The sequence below is a fragment of the Streptomyces sp. NPDC044064 genome (assembly GCF_056434245.1).
In genome coordinates, this window is the sequence record NZ_JBWKFN010000043.1 from 29,303 (window position 1) to 46,405 (window position 17,103).

At 70.3% G+C, this 17,103-nt stretch carries 12 protein-coding genes and 2 pseudogenes; 5 read left to right on the top strand and 9 right to left on the bottom strand.

Annotated features, from left to right (window positions below; all coding sequences use genetic code 11):
- Positions 1-27: 27 nt before the first annotated feature.
- From AC07DS_RS42215 to AC07DS_RS42245, 7 genes are all read right to left on the bottom strand, one after another.
- On the bottom strand, positions 28-2,934 hold the full coding sequence (locus AC07DS_RS42215) for a glycoside hydrolase family 2 TIM barrel-domain containing protein (protein ID WP_479154040.1): 2,907 nt from the start codon (positions 2,932-2,934) through the stop codon (positions 28-30).
- Between the two features lie 12 nt (positions 2,935-2,946).
- Positions 2,947-3,813, bottom strand: coding sequence for a carbohydrate ABC transporter permease (locus AC07DS_RS42220; RefSeq protein ID WP_479154041.1), 867 nt, complete (start codon positions 3,811-3,813; stop codon positions 2,947-2,949).
- Positions 3,810-4,715, bottom strand: coding sequence for a carbohydrate ABC transporter permease (locus tag AC07DS_RS42225; RefSeq protein WP_479154042.1), 906 nt, complete (start codon positions 4,713-4,715; stop codon positions 3,810-3,812). The genes AC07DS_RS42220 and AC07DS_RS42225 overlap by 4 nt, the downstream gene beginning before the upstream one ends.
- Before the next feature lie 20 nt (positions 4,716-4,735).
- Entirely contained in the window at positions 4,736-5,998 is a 1,263-nt protein-coding gene (locus AC07DS_RS42230) for an ABC transporter substrate-binding protein (protein ID WP_479154043.1), read from the bottom strand.
- Positions 5,999-6,238: 240 nt separating this feature from the next.
- On the bottom strand, positions 6,239-8,086 hold the full coding sequence (locus AC07DS_RS42235; protein ID WP_479154044.1) for a glycoside hydrolase: 1,848 nt from the start codon (positions 8,084-8,086) through the stop codon (positions 6,239-6,241).
- 11 nt (positions 8,087-8,097) lie between these two features.
- Positions 8,098-9,363, bottom strand: a complete 1,266-nt coding sequence (locus AC07DS_RS42240; protein ID WP_479154045.1) for an ROK family transcriptional regulator — start codon at positions 9,361-9,363, stop codon at positions 8,098-8,100.
- 138 nt (positions 9,364-9,501) lie between these two features.
- Entirely contained in the window at positions 9,502-10,755 is a 1,254-nt protein-coding gene (locus tag AC07DS_RS42245) for an FAD-binding protein (RefSeq protein ID WP_479154046.1), read from the bottom strand.
- Positions 10,756-10,863: 108 nt separating this feature from the next.
- Between AC07DS_RS42245 and AC07DS_RS42250 the strand changes: the two genes are divergently transcribed.
- From AC07DS_RS42250 to AC07DS_RS42270, 5 genes and pseudogenes are all read left to right on the top strand, one after another.
- Complete coding sequence (locus AC07DS_RS42250) at positions 10,864-11,871, top strand: hydroxyacid dehydrogenase (protein WP_479154047.1); 1,008 nt, start codon at positions 10,864-10,866, stop codon at positions 11,869-11,871.
- Positions 11,872-12,004: 133 nt separating this feature from the next.
- Positions 12,005-12,679: a pyridoxamine 5'-phosphate oxidase family protein gene (locus tag AC07DS_RS42255; RefSeq protein WP_479154048.1), complete on the top strand. Its 675-nt coding sequence runs from the start codon at positions 12,005-12,007 to the stop codon at positions 12,677-12,679.
- A 57-nt stretch (positions 12,680-12,736) separates the two neighbouring features.
- A complete protein-coding gene (locus AC07DS_RS42260; protein WP_336112468.1) occupies positions 12,737-14,056 on the top strand; it encodes a radical SAM protein in 1,320 nt (439 codons plus the stop codon).
- 235 nt (positions 14,057-14,291) lie between these two features.
- The gene (locus tag AC07DS_RS42265; protein ID WP_479154049.1) at positions 14,292-15,791 is read left to right on the top strand and encodes a cellulose binding domain-containing protein; all 1,500 of its coding nucleotides are present in this window, start codon (positions 14,292-14,294) and stop codon (positions 15,789-15,791) included.
- A gap of 85 nt (positions 15,792-15,876) precedes the next feature.
- Positions 15,877-16,219 (top strand): annotated as a pseudogene (locus AC07DS_RS42270) (ribosome small subunit-dependent GTPase A); the annotation flags it as partial.
- 95 nt (positions 16,220-16,314) lie between these two features.
- Here the strand turns inward: AC07DS_RS42270 and AC07DS_RS42275 are convergent.
- Positions 16,315-16,482, bottom strand: a pseudogene (locus AC07DS_RS42275) (IS5/IS1182 family transposase); the annotation flags it as partial.
- Between the two features lie 16 nt (positions 16,483-16,498).
- Entirely contained in the window at positions 16,499-16,921 is a 423-nt protein-coding gene (locus AC07DS_RS42280) for a hypothetical protein (RefSeq protein WP_479154050.1), read from the bottom strand.
- Positions 16,922-17,103: the final 182 nt, after the last annotated feature.

Consider the following 17,103-nt stretch of genomic DNA (forward strand, 5'->3'; position numbering starts at 1 on the left):
TGAGGAACATGGTCGGGCCCCTGTCGGTCAGCCGGTCTGCGAGGAGGCAGCCTCGGAGAGGACGAACGAGAACTCCGCGGGCTCGGCACGCAGGTAGTACTGGGGCAGCGGGCCGGGGCCGCAGGACTGGGAGCCGAGGCCGTGCTGGCCGTGGTCGAGGTTGACCCACACGGTCTCCCCCGGGGTGAGGTCGGTGCGGTGGGTCGCCGCTTCCAGCTGCTCGGTGGTCCAGCGCCGGGCGGTGAACCAGAACTCCGGGTCGCCCTCGACCCGCAGACCGCCGATCTCCGCCCAGCGGACGTCGGCCCGGGCGCCGTTCTCCTGCGGACGGACGTACGGCGTCTGCAGGTCGTCCACGGTCGACTCCCAGCGGCCGACGGCGGACGCCGTCCTGCTGTCCGGGTACGCCTCACCGGGGCCGCCGCCGTACCACCGCACACGGTCGGCCGCAGGGAGCCCGAAGCGGATGCCGAGCCGGGGCAGCGGCACGGTCCAGTCGCCCTCCGGTGTCACGGACACGGTCAGCCGCAGACGGGTTCCGTCCGACGTCCAGCGGTACACGGTCGACAGCCCGGCCCCCCGGGCCGCCGGCGCCACCCGGGTGCGGACCGTCAGCGCGTCGTCGCCCGGCTCCACCGCGTCGAGGCGGTGCCGCATACGGTGCAGGCCGAGCTTGCGCCACAGCAGGCCGTGGCGGATGTCGGTCTGCCAGGCCGCACCGTCGTCGTTGTCGGTCGTCGCCCGCCACACGTCCAGGCGCAGCCCGGTGACGGCCACACCGCCGACCGTGCGCAGCGCGCCGGTGCGGGCGTCGAAGGAGGCCGGGCCGAGGGTGATCAGCCCGTCGCCGGGCACCGGACCGTCGGTGGCCGCGACCGTGGGCGCCTGCCGTGCGGACACGGCGAACTGGCCCCAGGCGACGACATGGTCCCGCGGCGCCCAGGGGGTGTCGGCGGCGAGCACCGCCCGTACCGTCCAGTGGGCCTCGCCCGCCGGAGCGGTGGCCGGCGGCTCGGGCAGCTTCACCTCGGCCGACTCGCCGGGCGCGAGCGCGGGCACCGTCAGGGCGCCGGAGCCGACCGTCTCGCCCTCCACCTGGTACGACCACGTGAACGCCAGCGTGGACAGGTCGGCGAAGTCGTACTTGTTGGTGACACGGACGGTGCCGCCGCTGCCGTCGCCCTCGACGGCGACCGGTTCGATCACCTTTTTGAACTCGACCAGGCCGGGGGAGGGTTGCCGGTCCGGGAAGAGCAGGCCGTCGCAGACGAAGTTGCCGTCGTGCAGCTCCTCGCCGAAATCGCCGCCGTACGCGTAGCCGTACCGCTCGTCCTTGATGCCGTGGTCGATCCACTCCCAGACGAAGCCGCCCTGGAGCCGGTCGTACGACTCGAAGAGCCGCTGGTAGTCGGCGAGTCCGCCGGGGCCGTTGCCCATGGCGTGTGCGTACTCGCAGAGGATGAAGGGGAGTTCGCGGCGCCGGTGGGTGCCGCCGTCCAGACCGCGGCCGATCCGCTCGACCTCGGCGTGGCCGGCGTACATCCGCGAGTACATGTCCGTGTCACGGCAGCCCGGGTCGCCCTCGTAGTGCACGAGGCGCGAGGAGTCCCGGCCGCGGATCCATGCGGCCATGGCGGTCAGGCCGCGGCCGGTGCCGGCCTCGTTGCCGAGGGACCAGATGATCACCGAGGGGTGGTTCTTGTCCCGCTCGACCATGCGGGCGGCGCGGTCGAGGAGTGCCGGGGTCCAGCGGTCGTCGTCGACGGGGTTGTCCCGCCAGGCCTGCTCGGTGAAGCCGTGGGTCTCCAGGTCGCACTCGTCGATCACCCACAGCCCCAGCTCGTCGCACAGGCCGAGGAAGGCGGGGTGCGGCGGGTAGTGGGAGGTGCGGACGGCGTTGATGTTGTGCCGCTTCATCAGCAGCACGTCCTCCCGCATGGTCTCCAGGTCGAGCGCGCGCCCCTTCTCCGGGTGCCACTCGTGCCGGTTGACCCCCTTGAAGAGCACCGCCCTGCCGTTGACCTTGATCAGGCCGTCCGACAGTTCCACCGTGCGGAAGCCGATGCGCAGCGGCACCCGTTCGCCCTCGGTGGCCAGCACGCCGTCGTACAGCTGCGGGCGCTCCGCCGTCCATGGTTCGACCGGCACCGTCACCGGCTCGCCGGTCGCGGTGTCGATGCCCAGGCCGGGGAGGGTCACCCGGCCGTCCACGTCGGAGTCGACGCGCAGCGTGCCGGTGCCGGTGACGTGGTCGTAGGAGGCGTGCACGAAGAAGTCGAGGGCGCTGCCGGCCGGGCGGTGCAGCAGCGTGACGTCACGGAAGATGCCGGGCAGCCACCACTGGTCCTGGTCCTCCAGGTACGAGCCCGCCGACCACTGGTGGACGCGGACCGCCAGGACGTTGCCCTCGGCCTTCAGCAGATGGCCGACCGCGAACTCGTGCGGCAGCCGGGAGCCCTTGAACTCACCGATGTCCGTGCCGTTCAGCCAGACCCGGGCACAGGACTCCACACCGTCGAAGCGCAGGACGGCACCACCGTCGGCCGGCCAGTGGGCCGGCAGGTCGAAGACGCGCAGATGGTCGCCCGTCGGGTTCTCGGTCGGGACGCGGGGCGGGTCGACCGGGAACGGGTAGAGGTGGTTGGTGTAGGCGGGGGAGCCGTGCCCCTGGAGGACCCAGTGGCCGGGCACCGACACCTCCGCCCAGCCACCGGCGTCGTACCCCTCCTGCGCGAAGGAGTCGTCCTCGGCGCCGGCGGTGTCCGACAGCCTGAAGCGCCAGCTGCCGTTCAGCGAGAGGGACGTGGCGTCCGAGGACGCGTACCAGGCCCGGGGCGGCAGCGCCCCGGATCCCGGCGAGACGTCCTCGACGTATGCGGATGGGGGTCCCCCCGCTCGAGCGAAGTCGAGAGTGGGGGAGGTGCGGAGGGACATCGGTCTCCTAGCTCAGCCCTTGATGCCGGTCTGCGCGATTCCCTGGACCAGCCAGCGCTGGAGGAAGAGGAAGACGAACAGCAGGGGCAGGATGGAAATGGCGGTCGCCATGAAGATCAGGTGGTAGTTGACGGTCTGGTTGGTCATGTACGACGACAGTGCGACCTGGACCGTCCAGGCGTTCGGGTCCTGGCCGATGACCAGCGGCCACAGGAACGAGTTCCAGCCGTTGATGAAGGTGATCGTGGCGATCGCCGCGAAGAAGTTCAGCGAGTTCGGCACCACGACACGCCAGTACGCGCCCCAGTGACCGAGCCCGTCCACGCGCGCCGCCTCCTCCAGCTCCTTCGGGAACCCGAGGAAGTACTGCCGGAACAGGAAGCAGGTGAAACCGCTGAAGAGGCCCGGGATGATGAGGCCGCGGTAGCTGTCGACCCAGCCGAGGGACGACACGAGGACGAAGCTCGGGACGAAGGTGACGGCCGTGGGGACCATGAGGGTCACCAGGACGCCGTAGAAGATCTTGTCGGCGTGCCGGTAGGGGATTCGGGCCAGGGCGTAGCCCGCGAGGGAGCACACGAGCAGCGTGCCGACCGTGTGCAGGACGCCGACGACCAGTGAGTTCCACATCGACCGGCCGAAGTCGACCGTGGGGTCGTCGAACGGCTCGGTGATGTTGCCCCACTGGAGGTGGGTGGGGAAGAACTTCCAGTTCTCGCCGGTGATCTCCGGGTCCGTGGACAGGGCGTTGCGGACCAGCAGGTAGAAGGGGACGAGGAAGAGGAGCGCTGCGACGCCGGTGGCGATGAACAGGCCGGTGGAGCTCATCACACCGCCGCGCCTGGCGCGCTTGCGGGTCTCGGGCACGGTGCTGGTCACCTGGCCTCGTCACCCCTTCCGAAACCCATGACCCTGCCCTGGAACAGGGTGACGACGCAGATCAGCACGGTCAGCACCATGGCGCCGGCGCTGCCCTTGCCGTAGTTCTGGTCCTGGCCGAGGGCGGTGTAGTACAGGTCGACGAGCGGCGGGCGGCCCCAGGTCGTCTTGGACAGCAGATTGAAGAACTCGTCGAAGGCCTGGTAGGCGGCGACGAGCAGCAGCAGGACCACGGCCGTGGACGTGGCCCGCAGCTGCGGCAGCGTGATGTACCGGAAGGTCTGCCAGCCGGGCCTGGCGCCGTCGATCGCGGCGGCCTCGTACAGCTCCTGCGGGATGTTCTGCAGCGCGGCCAGGAACAGGATCATGTAGAAGCCGGACTGCAGCCACAGCCGGGCGGTGACGATGACCAGCCAGTACCAGGGCGGGTCGGGGTTGGCGAGCCAGGCGATGTTGTCGACGCCGAACCAGCCGATGACGGTGTTCGCGAGGCCGAAGCGCACGCCGTTGAAGAGGGACATCTTCCAGATCAGCGAGGCCGCGACATAGCTGCACGCCGTCGGCAGGAAGAACACCGAGCGGTAGAGGGCCCGCATGAACCTCAGGCGGTTCACCAGCAGGGCGAGGCCCAGGGAGACCGCCCAGGTGGTGGGCACGATGAACGCGGCGAAGACGGTGAAGGTGACCAGCGAGCCGGTGAACCCGCTGTCCGAGAAGATGTCCCGGTAGTTGTCCAGGCCGATGAAGTCGCTGGGCGTGACGGTGAAGCGGGCCTCGAAGAAGCTGAGGTAGAGGCTCCAGAGGATGGGGATGTAGACGAAGACGATCAGCCCGATCAGGAACGGGCTGGTGAAGAGCCAGAAGTTGAAGGTGCGGCTGCCGCGCGTGGTGGTCGTCGACATGTCGTGGTCCGCCCGGCGGCCTATCCGAACAGCTTCTTCAGCTCGGCGTTCACCGTCCTGTCGCACTTGTCGAGCGCGGCCTCCGGGTCACCGCCCTTGCGGACGCAGTCGGCGAAGAGGTCCTCCGTGGCGGTGATCATCGCCTGGGTCCAGCCGATGTTGTCGAAGTGCCCGTACTCGTCGAAGAGCTTCACGCCCTCGGCCGGCAGGCCCGACTTCAGCTTGGTGGCGGACCGTGCGATGGAGGTGCGCGGCGGGATGTGGAAGCCGTACGAGGTCGCCCAGTCCTCCTGGTACTTCTTCTGGTCGATCCACAGCCACTTCACGTACTCCTTGGCCGCCTCGACGTTCTTGCCCTTGGCGTTGACGAACACCGACCAGCCGCCGTTGTAGACGGAGGGCCTGCCCGCGTCGGTGACCTTCGGGAACGGCATGATGCCGAGGTCGTCGCCGAGGGTCTGCTGGAACTGCGGCATGGCCCACATGCCGCAGAACTGGATCGCGCACAGGCCCTGGTTGAGCGCGGACGGGTCCCAGTAGTCGGCCGGGGCGTCGAGCAGCAGGTCACCGCTGGTGAAGAGCTTGCGCATCTTCTTCAGCCCCTCGACCACGCCGTCCGTGTGGTACGCGATCCGGTTCCTGTCGTCGAGGGTGTCCGCGCCGGCCGACCAGATCATCGGGTTGATCACCGCGTGCAGGTCGTTGCCGAGGAAGAGGCCCTTGACCTTGTTCGTGGTCAGCCCCGCGGCCGCCTCGGTCAACTCGTCCAGGGTGGTGGGCGGCTGGATGCCCGCCTTCTCCAGCAGGGACTTGCGGTAGAAGAAGAACTGCGGGTCGTCGATCATCCGGACGCCGTAGATCTTGCCGTCGACCGTGTGCGACTTGATGTCGGCCTGGTTGAAGTCGTCCTTGACCGGGTCGATGACGTCGGTCAGGTCCGCCACCTGCCCGCTCCTGACGAGCTGGATCTGCGGGTGGAACTCGAACAGGTCCGGGGCCTGGTCGGTGAGCAGCGACGCGAACAGCTTGCTCTCGAAGTTCGAACCGGTGATCCACTGCGTGGTCACGTCGGCCTTCGAGTACGCCCTGGCGTAGCGCTTGACGGCCTGCTCGGTGCCGGCCTCGCCGTACGCGTGGAAGTACTGGACGAGGCTCCTGCCCGAACCGGAACTGCCGCCGCGGCCGTTGTTGCCGCCGCACGCGGCGAGCGTGCCGGCGGCGGCCAGGCCCGCTGCGGCCCGGAATATCGATCGGCGGTCCCAGTTGCTGCTCAGTGCCGACATGCTGACGTCCTTGTCTGTCGAGTGCTGCTGCGGCTCTGCACCTGAAAGCCAGTTGGCTCGAATTGCCTTGCGGAGCCGGGACGTTAATCTTCGGCCAATGCTTCGGCAAGGGGTTGGACGAAGTACGTTCGAAGCGTTGTACCCGGTTCGGGATTCCGAACGGGGCTTCGGGGAAAGGGAGATGGGGGCCGCCGGGTCACGGGCGTGACCGGCGGCCCTCGGCGATGCGGATGGCGCTGACTACTGTCTGGTCCAGGCCTCGTTGGTGCCGCCGTTGCAGCTGTAGAGGATCACCCTGCTGCCGTCGGCGGTCGCCTGGCCGCTGACGTCCAGGCACTTGCCCGAGGCCTCGTTGACGATCTGGCCGTTGGAGTTCAGCAGCCAGCGCTGTGTCGCGTCACCGGTGAAGGCCGCGGAGGTGGCAAGCCCCGGACCACCCGCCGACAGATAGCCGCTCGCGCCCTTCAGCGCGCCCCTGGCGTCGTACGACCACGACTGGTCGGCCCCGCCGGTGCAGGTGCTGATCGCGGCCCCGGAGGCATCGGCGGTCAGGCACTTGCCCGACTGCTGTCCCTGCCAGGCACCGGTGACCGCCGTACTGCCGTGGCCGCGCCGGTCGAGCACGTACGTCGTGACGGAACGTGCGGCGAGCGTCGTGGACAGCGTGTCGTGGCTCACGGACGGCTTGGCGACGTTCGCCCAGTTCTCCGTGGCCGACGTGCGCACGGCCTTGCTCGCGTGTACCGGCGTACCGCTGTTGAAGTGCAGGTTCAGCGCTGTGTCGGTGGTGTTGTGGTTGTTGACCACGACCACCCACTGACCGTTGCGGTCGTACGCGGACACCTCGACGCCGCTCGGCGCGCCGGTCACGTTGTGCGCCACCGAGCCCGGTCTCACGAACTTGCTGTACTGGCCGAGCGCGTAGTACCGCTTCGTGAAGTACAGCTTCTGGTTGCCGTCGGCCGCGTAGTCGGGGTCGTAGTAGATCAGGCCGTCGTTCCAGCCCTCGTCGTTCTTCGTGCCCGGGTCACTCCCGTACCCGCTCGCCAGCGCCACCCACCACTGGAACGCCGAGTCGTGGGAACTCGCGAAGTCCTTGTAGATGATCCGGGACATCAGCAGGGCGTTGTCGATGGTCGGGTCGTACTCCTGGTTCCAACCCGTTGTGCCCTTGCCGAAGCAGCAGATCTCCGTCGCCCAGGACTCCTTGCCCACCGAGACCGACGTCTCGTGGACCTTGCCCAGTTCTCCGTCGTCCGGGTTGTCGTACGTGTGGTGGGCGAGCTTGGAGACGTACCGGGCGGTGCCCGGCTGCGAGATCCACTGTGGCAGCTCGGAGTTGAACTGAGTCGTCCTGCTGGACTCGTCCGCGATGATGCCGGTCTTCTGGTGGCGTGCCCGCTGCTCGGCGCCCAGTGCGCGCACGATGTCGTCGCGCTGGTCGACCGGCACCGGCATGCCTTCCTGACCGCAGTCGGCGAAGCTGTTGTCCGGCTCGTTGAAGGGGCTGATGTAGTCGAGCCGGACGCCCTGCCGGGCGAAGTGATCGGTCACGTCGGCGACGTATCCGGCGAAGTCGGCCTCGTTCTCCGCCTTCAGCAGGCCACCGCAGCTCTTCCCGTTCGTCGTCCACCGGGAGGGCGCGCTGTTGACGAAGCCGATCAGGTCCTTCACGCCGTACTGCGCGGCGTACTCGAGGAACGTCCGACCGCCTTCGTCCCTGCTCCAGTCGTAGGAGCCGTCGGGGTCGAGGAAGTCCTCGGCGGCGCGTGCCGGTGTGGTGACGGCGGTACCGCCACCACCGATGTTGTAGCGGTACGAGCTGAGGTCCAGGCCGCTCTCGGAGAAGAGCAGCCTCGCCACCCGGGCCTGGACGGCGGGTGAGAAGTGCTGCAGGTCGTTGACCCACCAGGCGCCCGAGGCACCGATGTCGTCGATGGTCTGGGCGGCGTGCGGCGAGACTTCGGCGGGGGCGGGTGAGTCGGCGGCGTTCGCGGGTGGGGAGGTGAGCAGGGCTCCCGTGACAGCCAGTGCGGCGGAGGCTGCGAGCAGGAGAGATCTCCTGGTGCGGGGGTGAGACACGTGCATCCCTTCCGTCGTCATGAAGGCGGTGCGGTACGGCTCCTTGCGGGTGCGGTGGTGCGCCTCGTGCCGGTCGTGTTGATCCCGGTGCGCTGCCCGACGGACTGCAGGGCCCCCTCCAGCGCGAACGTGGCCGCGCCCAGGGACACCGGGTCGGTGGGGATCGGAGAGAGCACGATCTCGGTGGCGGCCAGCGGCCGCCGCAGCGCGTGCCGGGCGACGGCCGCGCGTACCTCGCCGAGCAGCGGCTCGCCCAGCCGGGACGCCACCCAGCTGCTGAGCACGACCACTTCGGGATTGAGGAGGTTGATCAGGTCGGAGATCCCGGCCCCCAGGTAACGGGCGGTGTCCCGGACCACCTTGAGCGCCACCGGGTCGTCCACGGCGACCGCCCGGGCCAGCGAGTCGATGGTGGCCGTCTGGTCCTCGGGGTGCAACAGCGCGGACCGCGGGCTGAGTTCGCGCAGGTTCTGCATGATGCCGGGCGCGCCCACGTATGTCTCCACGCAGCCGTGGTTGCCGCAGTGGCACAGCCGGCCGTCCAGCACGAGCGTGGTGTGCCCCCACTCGCCGGCGCTGTTGCTCACGCCCCGGTGCAGCCCGCCGCCGAGCGCCAGACCGGCGCCGACGCCCGTGCCCAGGTTGACCACCACGGCGTCCCCGCGGCCCCGCGCGGCCCCGAACCACAGCTCGGCCACCGCACAGGCGCGCAGCGGGTTGTCCAGGTACAGGGGATAGGCGATGTGTTCGGCGAGCAGGTCGAGCAACGGGACGTCGTGCCAGTTCCAGTTGGGCGCGTACTCGGCGATGCCGGTGTCCCGGTCCACCTGGCCCGGCACGCTCACCCCGACACCGAGCACCCGGGCGGCCTCGACCCCGGCCTGGGCGACCACCGAGCCGACGGCCGCGGCGACATGGCCGACCACCTGCTCGGGACGGCTCTCGCCGGGCCGCATGTCCTCGTCGGCTCGGGCCAGCACGGTCAGCGCCAGGTCGAACAGCTCGACGTGGACGTAGGTCTCCGCGATGTCCACGCCGATCAGCGCGCCCCCCGAAGCGTTGACGGCGACCAGGCCCCGGGGGCGGCCGCCGGCGGAGTCCTCGAAGCCGACCTCGGTGATCATGCGCAGGTCCAGCAGCTCGCCGACGAGCGTGGCGACCGTGGCGAGGCTCAGTCCGGTGGCCGCGGCCAGTTCCTGCCGGGAGGTGGGAGACTCGGCGATGATCTGGCGCAGCACCTCGTAGCGGTTCGCGGTGCGGATGTCGCGTGATGTGCGCTTCACGGAGCTGCCCCTCCCATCCTGTCGGACCGGGCCGGGGCGAGGTCGGCACCGGCGCGGCGTCAGGCTATGGGCAGGGAGGGACTTTCGACAAGGGGTTAGGAAAGGGGGTGGAGGAAGTCTGCCGTCCCTGGTTGTCCGTCAGTCTGCCAGGACGTCCCGGACGAAGGCGTTGGTGAACTTGCCCGTGGGGTCCAGCTCTTGGGCCAGGCCGCGGAAATCGGCCAGGCGTGCGTACCTTCGGCGGAGCACGGTCGCGGGCACGGTGAAGACCTTCCCCCAGTGCGGGCGCGGGTCGAAGGCGTCCAGCGCCTCTTCCACCCGGCGGACCACCGGCAGTACGGCCGCCGTGTCCTCGACCCAGGTGAAGTGCAGGGCCACCGAGTCGCGGCCGTGGGCCGGACTGAGCCACTGCGGGTCGGCGGCGACCGTACGCACCTCGCAGGTCTGCAGGACACCGGCGACGGCTTGCCGAATGCCGTCGATCGCGTCCAGCGCATCCACGGCGGCCGACCGTGGCAGCAGATACTCCGACTGCAGCTCGTCACCGCTGCTCGGCGTGAACTCCGCCCGGAAGTGCGGCAGCCGCTCGTGCCACGGCCCCGGCACCCCGAACTGCTCGGTGCAGTTGCCCGCCGGCATCCCCGGCACCGGATGCAGCGCCACGGTCGCGGGCGCGGCCCACGGGAAGTCCACCGGGGCCTGGTCGGTGCGGCGCTTGACCCACACCTGCCTGAAGCCCGGCTCCCGCCAGTCGGTGAACAGGCTCACGCTGTACGCCGCCCCCGCCACCGCCCCGAAGTCCAGTCCCGCCAGCGGAAGTTCGGTGAACACGTACTGCTCCACCTCGTACGACGGCTCCAGGTCGAGCGTGAGCGCGGTGACCACGCCGAGCGCGCCGAGGGAGGTCACGGCCCCGTCGAAGCGGGTGTCCCCGCGCGGGATCGACACCGTCGAGCCGTCCGCGGTCACCAGCTCGACCTCCCGCACCGCCGCCGCGAGCGGTCCGTTTCCCACCCCCGAGCCGTGGGTGCCGGTCGCCACCGACCCGGCCACCGAAATGTGCGGCAGGGAGGCCATGTTGGGCAGCGCGAGACCGTGGGCGTGGACCGTGCGGGCCAGCTCGGCGTACCGGACGCCGCCCGGGACCCGCACCGTACGGGCCCTGGTGTCCACGTCGATCACCGGTGGCAGGCCGGCGATCGACAGCAGCACGCCGTCGGCGCCCGGGTCGGCGATCCCGTTGAAGGAGTGGCCGCTGCCCAGCACCCGCACCTTCGGGCTTTCGGCCACCAGGGTCCGGAGCGCGTCGAGGGAGCAGGGGCGGTGGAACTCCTTCGCCGTGTAGGTGATGTTGCGCGCCCAGTTGGTCACCGTGCCGCCCGTTCCCGTCATCCTGTCGTCCCTCCGGTCGAGTGCGTGTCCGTTGACCCTCTCATTCGCGGCGACCTACCGTAGAGAACGTTTGCTACATGCGCGTCACCGAGCCGGAAGGTCACTTCCTTGCCCGAGCGTCCCCAGGCACTGTTCGCCATGACTGCCCAGAACGTGCCGCACATCTTCCCGCCGGAGGTGCTCGCGCGGCTGCGCGCCTGCGTAGAAATCGATCCCACTCTGGTGGCGCACGACTTCACCGAGTCACGGGTCCGGGAGACCCTCGCCCGCACCGAGGTCCTCGTCACCGGCTGGGGCTGCCCCCGCCTCGACGCCGCCGCCTTGGACGCCGCCCCCGAGCTGCGCGCGGTGCTGCACGCGGCCGGCTCGGTGAAGGGGTTCACCACCCCCGAGGTCTGGCGGCGCGGCATCGCCGTCTCCTCGGCGGCCGCCGCCAACGCACTGCCCGTCGCCGAGTACACCCTCGCGATGATCCTGCTCGCCGGGAAGGACGTCTTCGCCTCCCACGACCTGCTGCGCGCACGCCGCACCTTCCCCTACGGCGACATGGTCCCCGGCATCGGCAACCACGGTCGCCGGGTGGGTGTCGTCGGCGCCTCGCGCATCGGCCGCCGCCTGATCGAACTGCTCCGCCCCCACGACCTCCGGGTCGGCCTGGCCGACCCGTACGTCGACGCGGCGGAGGCCGCACGGCTCAGCGTCCCCCTGCTGCCCCTCGACGACCTGCTGCGCACCTCGGACATCGTGACTCTGCACGCCCCGCAGACCCCGGAGACCCGGCACCTCCTCGGATCCCGCGAACTGGCCCTGATGCCCGCCGGATCGGTGCTGATCAACACCGCGCGCGGTGCCCTCGTCGACCACGACGCGCTGATCGGGGAACTGCGCACCGGACGCCTGAACGCCGTCCTCGACGTCACCGACCCCGAGCCGCTGCCCGCCGACTCGCCTCTCTTCGAGCTGCCCAACGCGTTCGTCACCCCGCATCTCGCGGGCTCCCAGGGCAACGAGCTGGCCCGGCTCGGCCTGACCGTCGTGGAGGAGGCCGAACGCCTGCTGTCCGGGGGCGAGCTGGCCTGCGCCGTCGACCACACGGCGCTGGAGCGGACGGCGTGAGGGGCCGCCCTCGATCCGCCGGGCCGACTGACCGCGGCCGTCACTGCTACGGATTTCGTCGCTTGCTTCTCATTTGATGATGGAATCGAAATATATGTAGCCTCGGATGTGCGATATCGGTAACGTGCGCGATATGGCCCCGAAACCGCTGCCTCCCCGGCTCCCCGAGACCGACCTCACCCGCCACCGCCGCCTCCGCGACCAGGGCAGCCTGGAGCGGGCCGAGCTTGAGGCGATCCTGGACGCCGGTTTCGTCTGCCATCTGGGAGTGGTGGTCGAGGGGCGGCCGCTGGTCGTCCCGACCGTGTACGGGCGGGACGAGCGGGAGCTGTTCCTCCACGGGTCCGTGGCCAGCCGCAGTCTGGCCGGTGATCTCCCGGTCTGTGTGACCGTCACGCACATCGACGGGCTCGTGCTCGCCCGCTCCGTCTTCGAGCACGGGGTGAACTACCGCAGCGCCATGATCCACGGTATCGCCCGCAAGGTCACCGGCCCCGAGGAGAAGCTGGAGGGACTGCGCCGGCTCACCGAGCACGCGACGCCGGGGCAGTGGTCGTACGCCCGGCGGCCGAACCGGAAGGAACTCGCCGCCACCACCCTCCTCGCGCTCTCCCTCGAAGAGGCCTCCGTCAAGATACGCAGCGGCGCTCCCGACGACGGGGACGGGCCCGACGCGGAACTCGGCCTGTGGGCCGGGGTCCTGCCGCTCACCTCCGTCTGGGGCGAGCCCGTGGCCGACCCGGCGCTGCCGTCCGGCACCGCCGTACCGGGACACATCGCGCGCCGTGCGGGGACCCGGCACGCCTGACCGGGAGACAGGGGCATACGGTGAGAGGCGAACGCCTGAGCCGGGAGGAGATGCGGGATGGGCAGTCGCACCGCGCTGGTCGAGGATCTCATGGAGAGGTTCCCGCACGTACCGCGGGAAGCCGTCTTCAAGGAGGACCTGCTTCGGGGTGGCGTCGCCTTCGACCCATCCGCCCTCAGTGACAACGAGAGCGGCGAGGTCAAGCCGAAGTCGTACTTCATCTTCTCCTTCGACCACGGCACCCTGCCCGAGCTGGGCGAGGCCGCGCTGCGCCGGCCCCCGGAGGAGATCATCCTCACCGGCGGCCCGTACGACCTGCGCCGTACGGTGGTCTCCGTGCGGGTGAACCCGGCCTCGCCGTACCGGGTCGCCGCCGACGACGAGGGGCTGCTCGGGCTGTACCTGGACGGGAAGCGGATCGCCGACGTGGGCGTGCCCCCGATGCCCGAGTACTACCGGCACACCCTGTCCAACGGGAAGTCAGTCATGGAGGTCGCCCCGACCATCCAGTGGGGCTACCTGATCTACCTCACCGTCTTCCGGGTCTGCCAGTACTTCGGCGCCAAGGAGGAGTGCCAGTACTGCGACATCAACCACAACTGGCGCCAGCACAAGGCGGCCGGGCGGCCGTACACCGGGGTCAAGGACGTCGAGGAGGTGCTCGAAGCCCTCGAGATCATCGACCGGTACGACACCCAGAAGGCGTCCACCGCCTACACCCTCACCGGCGGCGCGATCACCAAGACGGTCGCCGGCCGGGACGAGGCCGACTTCTACGGCCACTACGCCAAGGCCATCGAGGAGCGCTTCCCGGGCCGCTGGATCGGCAAGGTCGTCGCACAGGCGCTGCCCCGTGACGACGTGCAGCGGTTCAAGGACTACGGCGTGCAGATCTACCACCCCAACTTCGAGGTGTGGGACCGCAGGCTGTTCGAGCTGTACTGCCCCGGCAAGGAGCGGTACGTCGGCCGGGACGAGTGGCACAAGCGGATCCTGGACTCGGCGGAGATCTTCGGCGCGCGCAACGTGATCCCCAACTTCGTGGCGGGCGTGGAGATGGCCGAGCCGTTCGGCTTCACCACCGTCGACGAGGCCATCGCCTCCACCACCGAGGGTCTGCGCTTCTTCATGTCGCAGGGCATCACGCCCCGCTTCACCACCTGGTGCCCGGAGCCCACCACCCCGCTCGGCAAGGCCAACCCGCAGGGCGCGCCGCTGGAGTACCACATCCGGCTCCTGGAGGCCTACCGGGCCACCATGGACGAATTCGGCCTCTCCTCGCCCCCCGGCTACGGTCCGCCCGGACCCGGCCGCGCGGTGTTCTCCGTCAGCTCCTTCATGGACAGCCTGCCCGCCGCCGAGCCCGCCGAGGTGTGATCCGCACCGAAGAACCGGCGGGACGGTGAGTCGAACGGTGCCCGCATCCGTATCAGAGGCCGGAGCTGCGGTCCTGCGCGGATGCGGTTACGTCACGCGACCTCCTGGTCACCGAATTTGAATACGGCGCTTGTCAGTTGTGGCGAAGACGTGAAAGGCTCCTGCCGCCGCGAGGTTCCCCCCAACTCCATTTCCTCTATGGTGAGTTGACCTCGCACGTGGATGCAGGAGTCTCATGCCCGACCTGCCGACCCTCCAGGACGCCACCGAGGCCGCGCTGTTCTCGGAGTGCTGGGACGCGGTGCTCTCGTACGCCGACCTGTGCACCTCCGGCTCCCTGACGGCACATCAGCTGGCCACCGAGGCGTTCACCCTCGGCATGCGCGAGGTGCGGGCCGCCGGCATCGTGCCCGCGCGCGGCCCCGGCCGGCGCGCCGGCCGGCTGCCGACGATCCCGGAGCTGCTGACCGCGGTGCGCAGCACGGCCGCGAGCTGGGAGGCCGACGGCGAGGGGTACAAACTGGACCCCGACCTGAGGCTGTGGCTCAACTCCGGCCAGGCGGCCCGCTACACCGGCCCGCCGCTGCAGCGCCCGGTCGCACTGCGCGGCCTCAGGGACATGCAGGAGGCGGACGCCTCGCTGCTGTGGCTCGCCGAGGTGGAGGCGCTGCCCCTGCCGACGGTGGCCCGCCGGCTCGGTCTCGACGCGGCCACCGTCGCCGAGGAGCTCGACCAGGTCCGCGGCCTGTTCCGGGACCGCTGCCACCGCGCACATGTCGACACCCCGATGGACGCGCAGTGCCGCAGCTACGCCCGCCTGCTGGACGCGGTCACCCGCTCGCAGGCCGCCGACACGCCGGGCGACCTCTCCCGGCACCTCGCCACCTGCGTCCAGTGCGCCGAGGCCGCCGCCTGTCTGCGGCTGCACGGGGGCGGGCTGCCCGCCGCGCTGGCCGGCGGGGTCATCGGCTGGGGCGGCCTCGCCTATCTGGAGCGCAGGCGCCGCGCCGCCGAGGTCCGGCTCGGGGTGGGCCGGCCGGGCGCGGCCGAGGCCGACGGCGACGACTCCGAGGAGAAGGAGGGGCGCAACCGCGTCCTGCGCAACGGCCTGCTCGCCGCCGCGGTCCTGCTGTCGGTACTGGCGCTCGGCGTGTCGATGATGCCGTTCGACGGCTCGGGCGACTCGGGCGACGACCGGGCGGCCACCGCCCGCGACGACCGGCAGCCGGTCGCCGACCCCGCCGTCCCCGACACGACCACGACCACGGCCGCCGTCCCGACCCCCTCCCGCACACCGTCCCGCACCCCTTCCCCGACCGCCTCCAGGAGCAGGTCCGACCGCAAGAACCCCGACCCCGAGCCCCAGGGCACCTCGGCCGACACCACCAGCGCCGGCCCGACCCGTACCACCCCGCCCGCGGTCGGCTGCCGGGCCGACTACCACCTGGACAGCCAGTGGTCCGACGGCTTCCAGGCCACCGTCACCGTCACCACCGACAAGGCCCTCGCCGGCTGGCAGGTCGCCTGGCGCTTCCGTGACGGCCAGCAGGTCGGCCAGATGTGGGACGCGACGGTCCACCAGGACGGCTCCCGCGTCACCGCCTCCGCCGCCGACTACAACAAGTCCGTCTCCGCGCACGGGACCCTGACGTTCGGGTTCCTGGGGTCCTGGCAGGGGGCGAACCGGGTGCCGTACGACTTCACGCTCGACGGGGCGGCCTGCGCGGTGAACTGACGGCGGGAGCGGCGCGTTCGCGGCCGGAGCCGGAAATCAAATGCGTTGACGTGAGCCGCCGGAGGCGGGCTACGAGTCCGAGGGGCTGCTGCCCGGACGGGTGGTCCGGGTCGACCGCGGTCAGTGCGACGTGGTCACCGCGGGCGGTGTGCTGCGTGCCGACACCGCCTTCGTCACCCCGCACGACCCGCTGCGGGTCGTGTGCACCGGCGACTGGGTCGCCGTCGAACCCGGCGGCAACCCCCGCTATGTGCGCACGTATCTGCCGCGCCGCACCGCCTTCGTGCGTTCCACCTCCTCCAAGCGGTCCGAGGGGCAGATCCTCGCGGCCAACGTCGACCACGCAGTCGTCGCCGTGTCCCTCGCCGTCGAACTCGACCTCGGGCGCGTCGAGCGGTTCCTGGCGCCGGCCTGGGAGAGTGCTGCGGCTTGCGCAGCGGTGAGGTCGGGGTGGGCTGACTCGAGTTCGTCGTCGCGGCCGGACTGCTCGCTACCGGCCGAAACCGCTCGGCGAAGCGTGAGGGGGCTTGCGGCGCGGCCGTCCCTGCCGACCGTCGTCTACGGTGGGGACGGCATCGACCAGCGGCAGGAGCCGGGTGAAGTCGTTGAGGTTACAGCCAGTCCCGATCGCCGCGAGTGGCGAGCCGTGACCGTACGTGATCAGGTGGTGTTTCGATCCGGCTCGGCCGCGGGAGCCCCGGGGCTCGTCAGAGCTTCCCGCCGATCTCACAGGCCCGGCACGGAGGTCGGCCGCAGGTGCACTGCATGATGGCGTCGAGGACCTGGCGGTCGTGGTAAAGGCACTCGTCCTTGCAGGTGTGGCGCGGGATGAATCCTGCCGGGATCTCGCCGGGCCACGGCTCGTGGCCGTCCCGGCAGCGGGCGAACCGCTCGGGGTCGGTGGAGTGCAGTTCGTGCATGCTCGACCGCGCCTCGTCCTCCAGCTCACGCACTCGCTCCACCAGAGCCTTGAGCTCGTTGGCGATGCCGGAGTACCGGTCGGCGCCGGTCCTTACGTGCGCGGCCCGCAGTGCCATCGCTGCGTTGCCCAAGAACCTGCCGGCATCCTGAAGGTCGGTCACGTGGTGCATCTGGATGCCGGTCACGCCCCGGACCCACACTGCGTCCATGCTCACTGATCCACCTTCCCGGCGTTCGCCTGGTTTTCTTATGAGAGATTACGCGTGGCGCCGGTATCTCTGCATAATGAAAACAATCTATTTACGGACGCTAAAGGTCTGCCCCTTGTCCGTCCAGTAAATCGTGCGTGAATCGGCTCACAGCCGGGGTGGTGGATCTTCTATTGAATCTT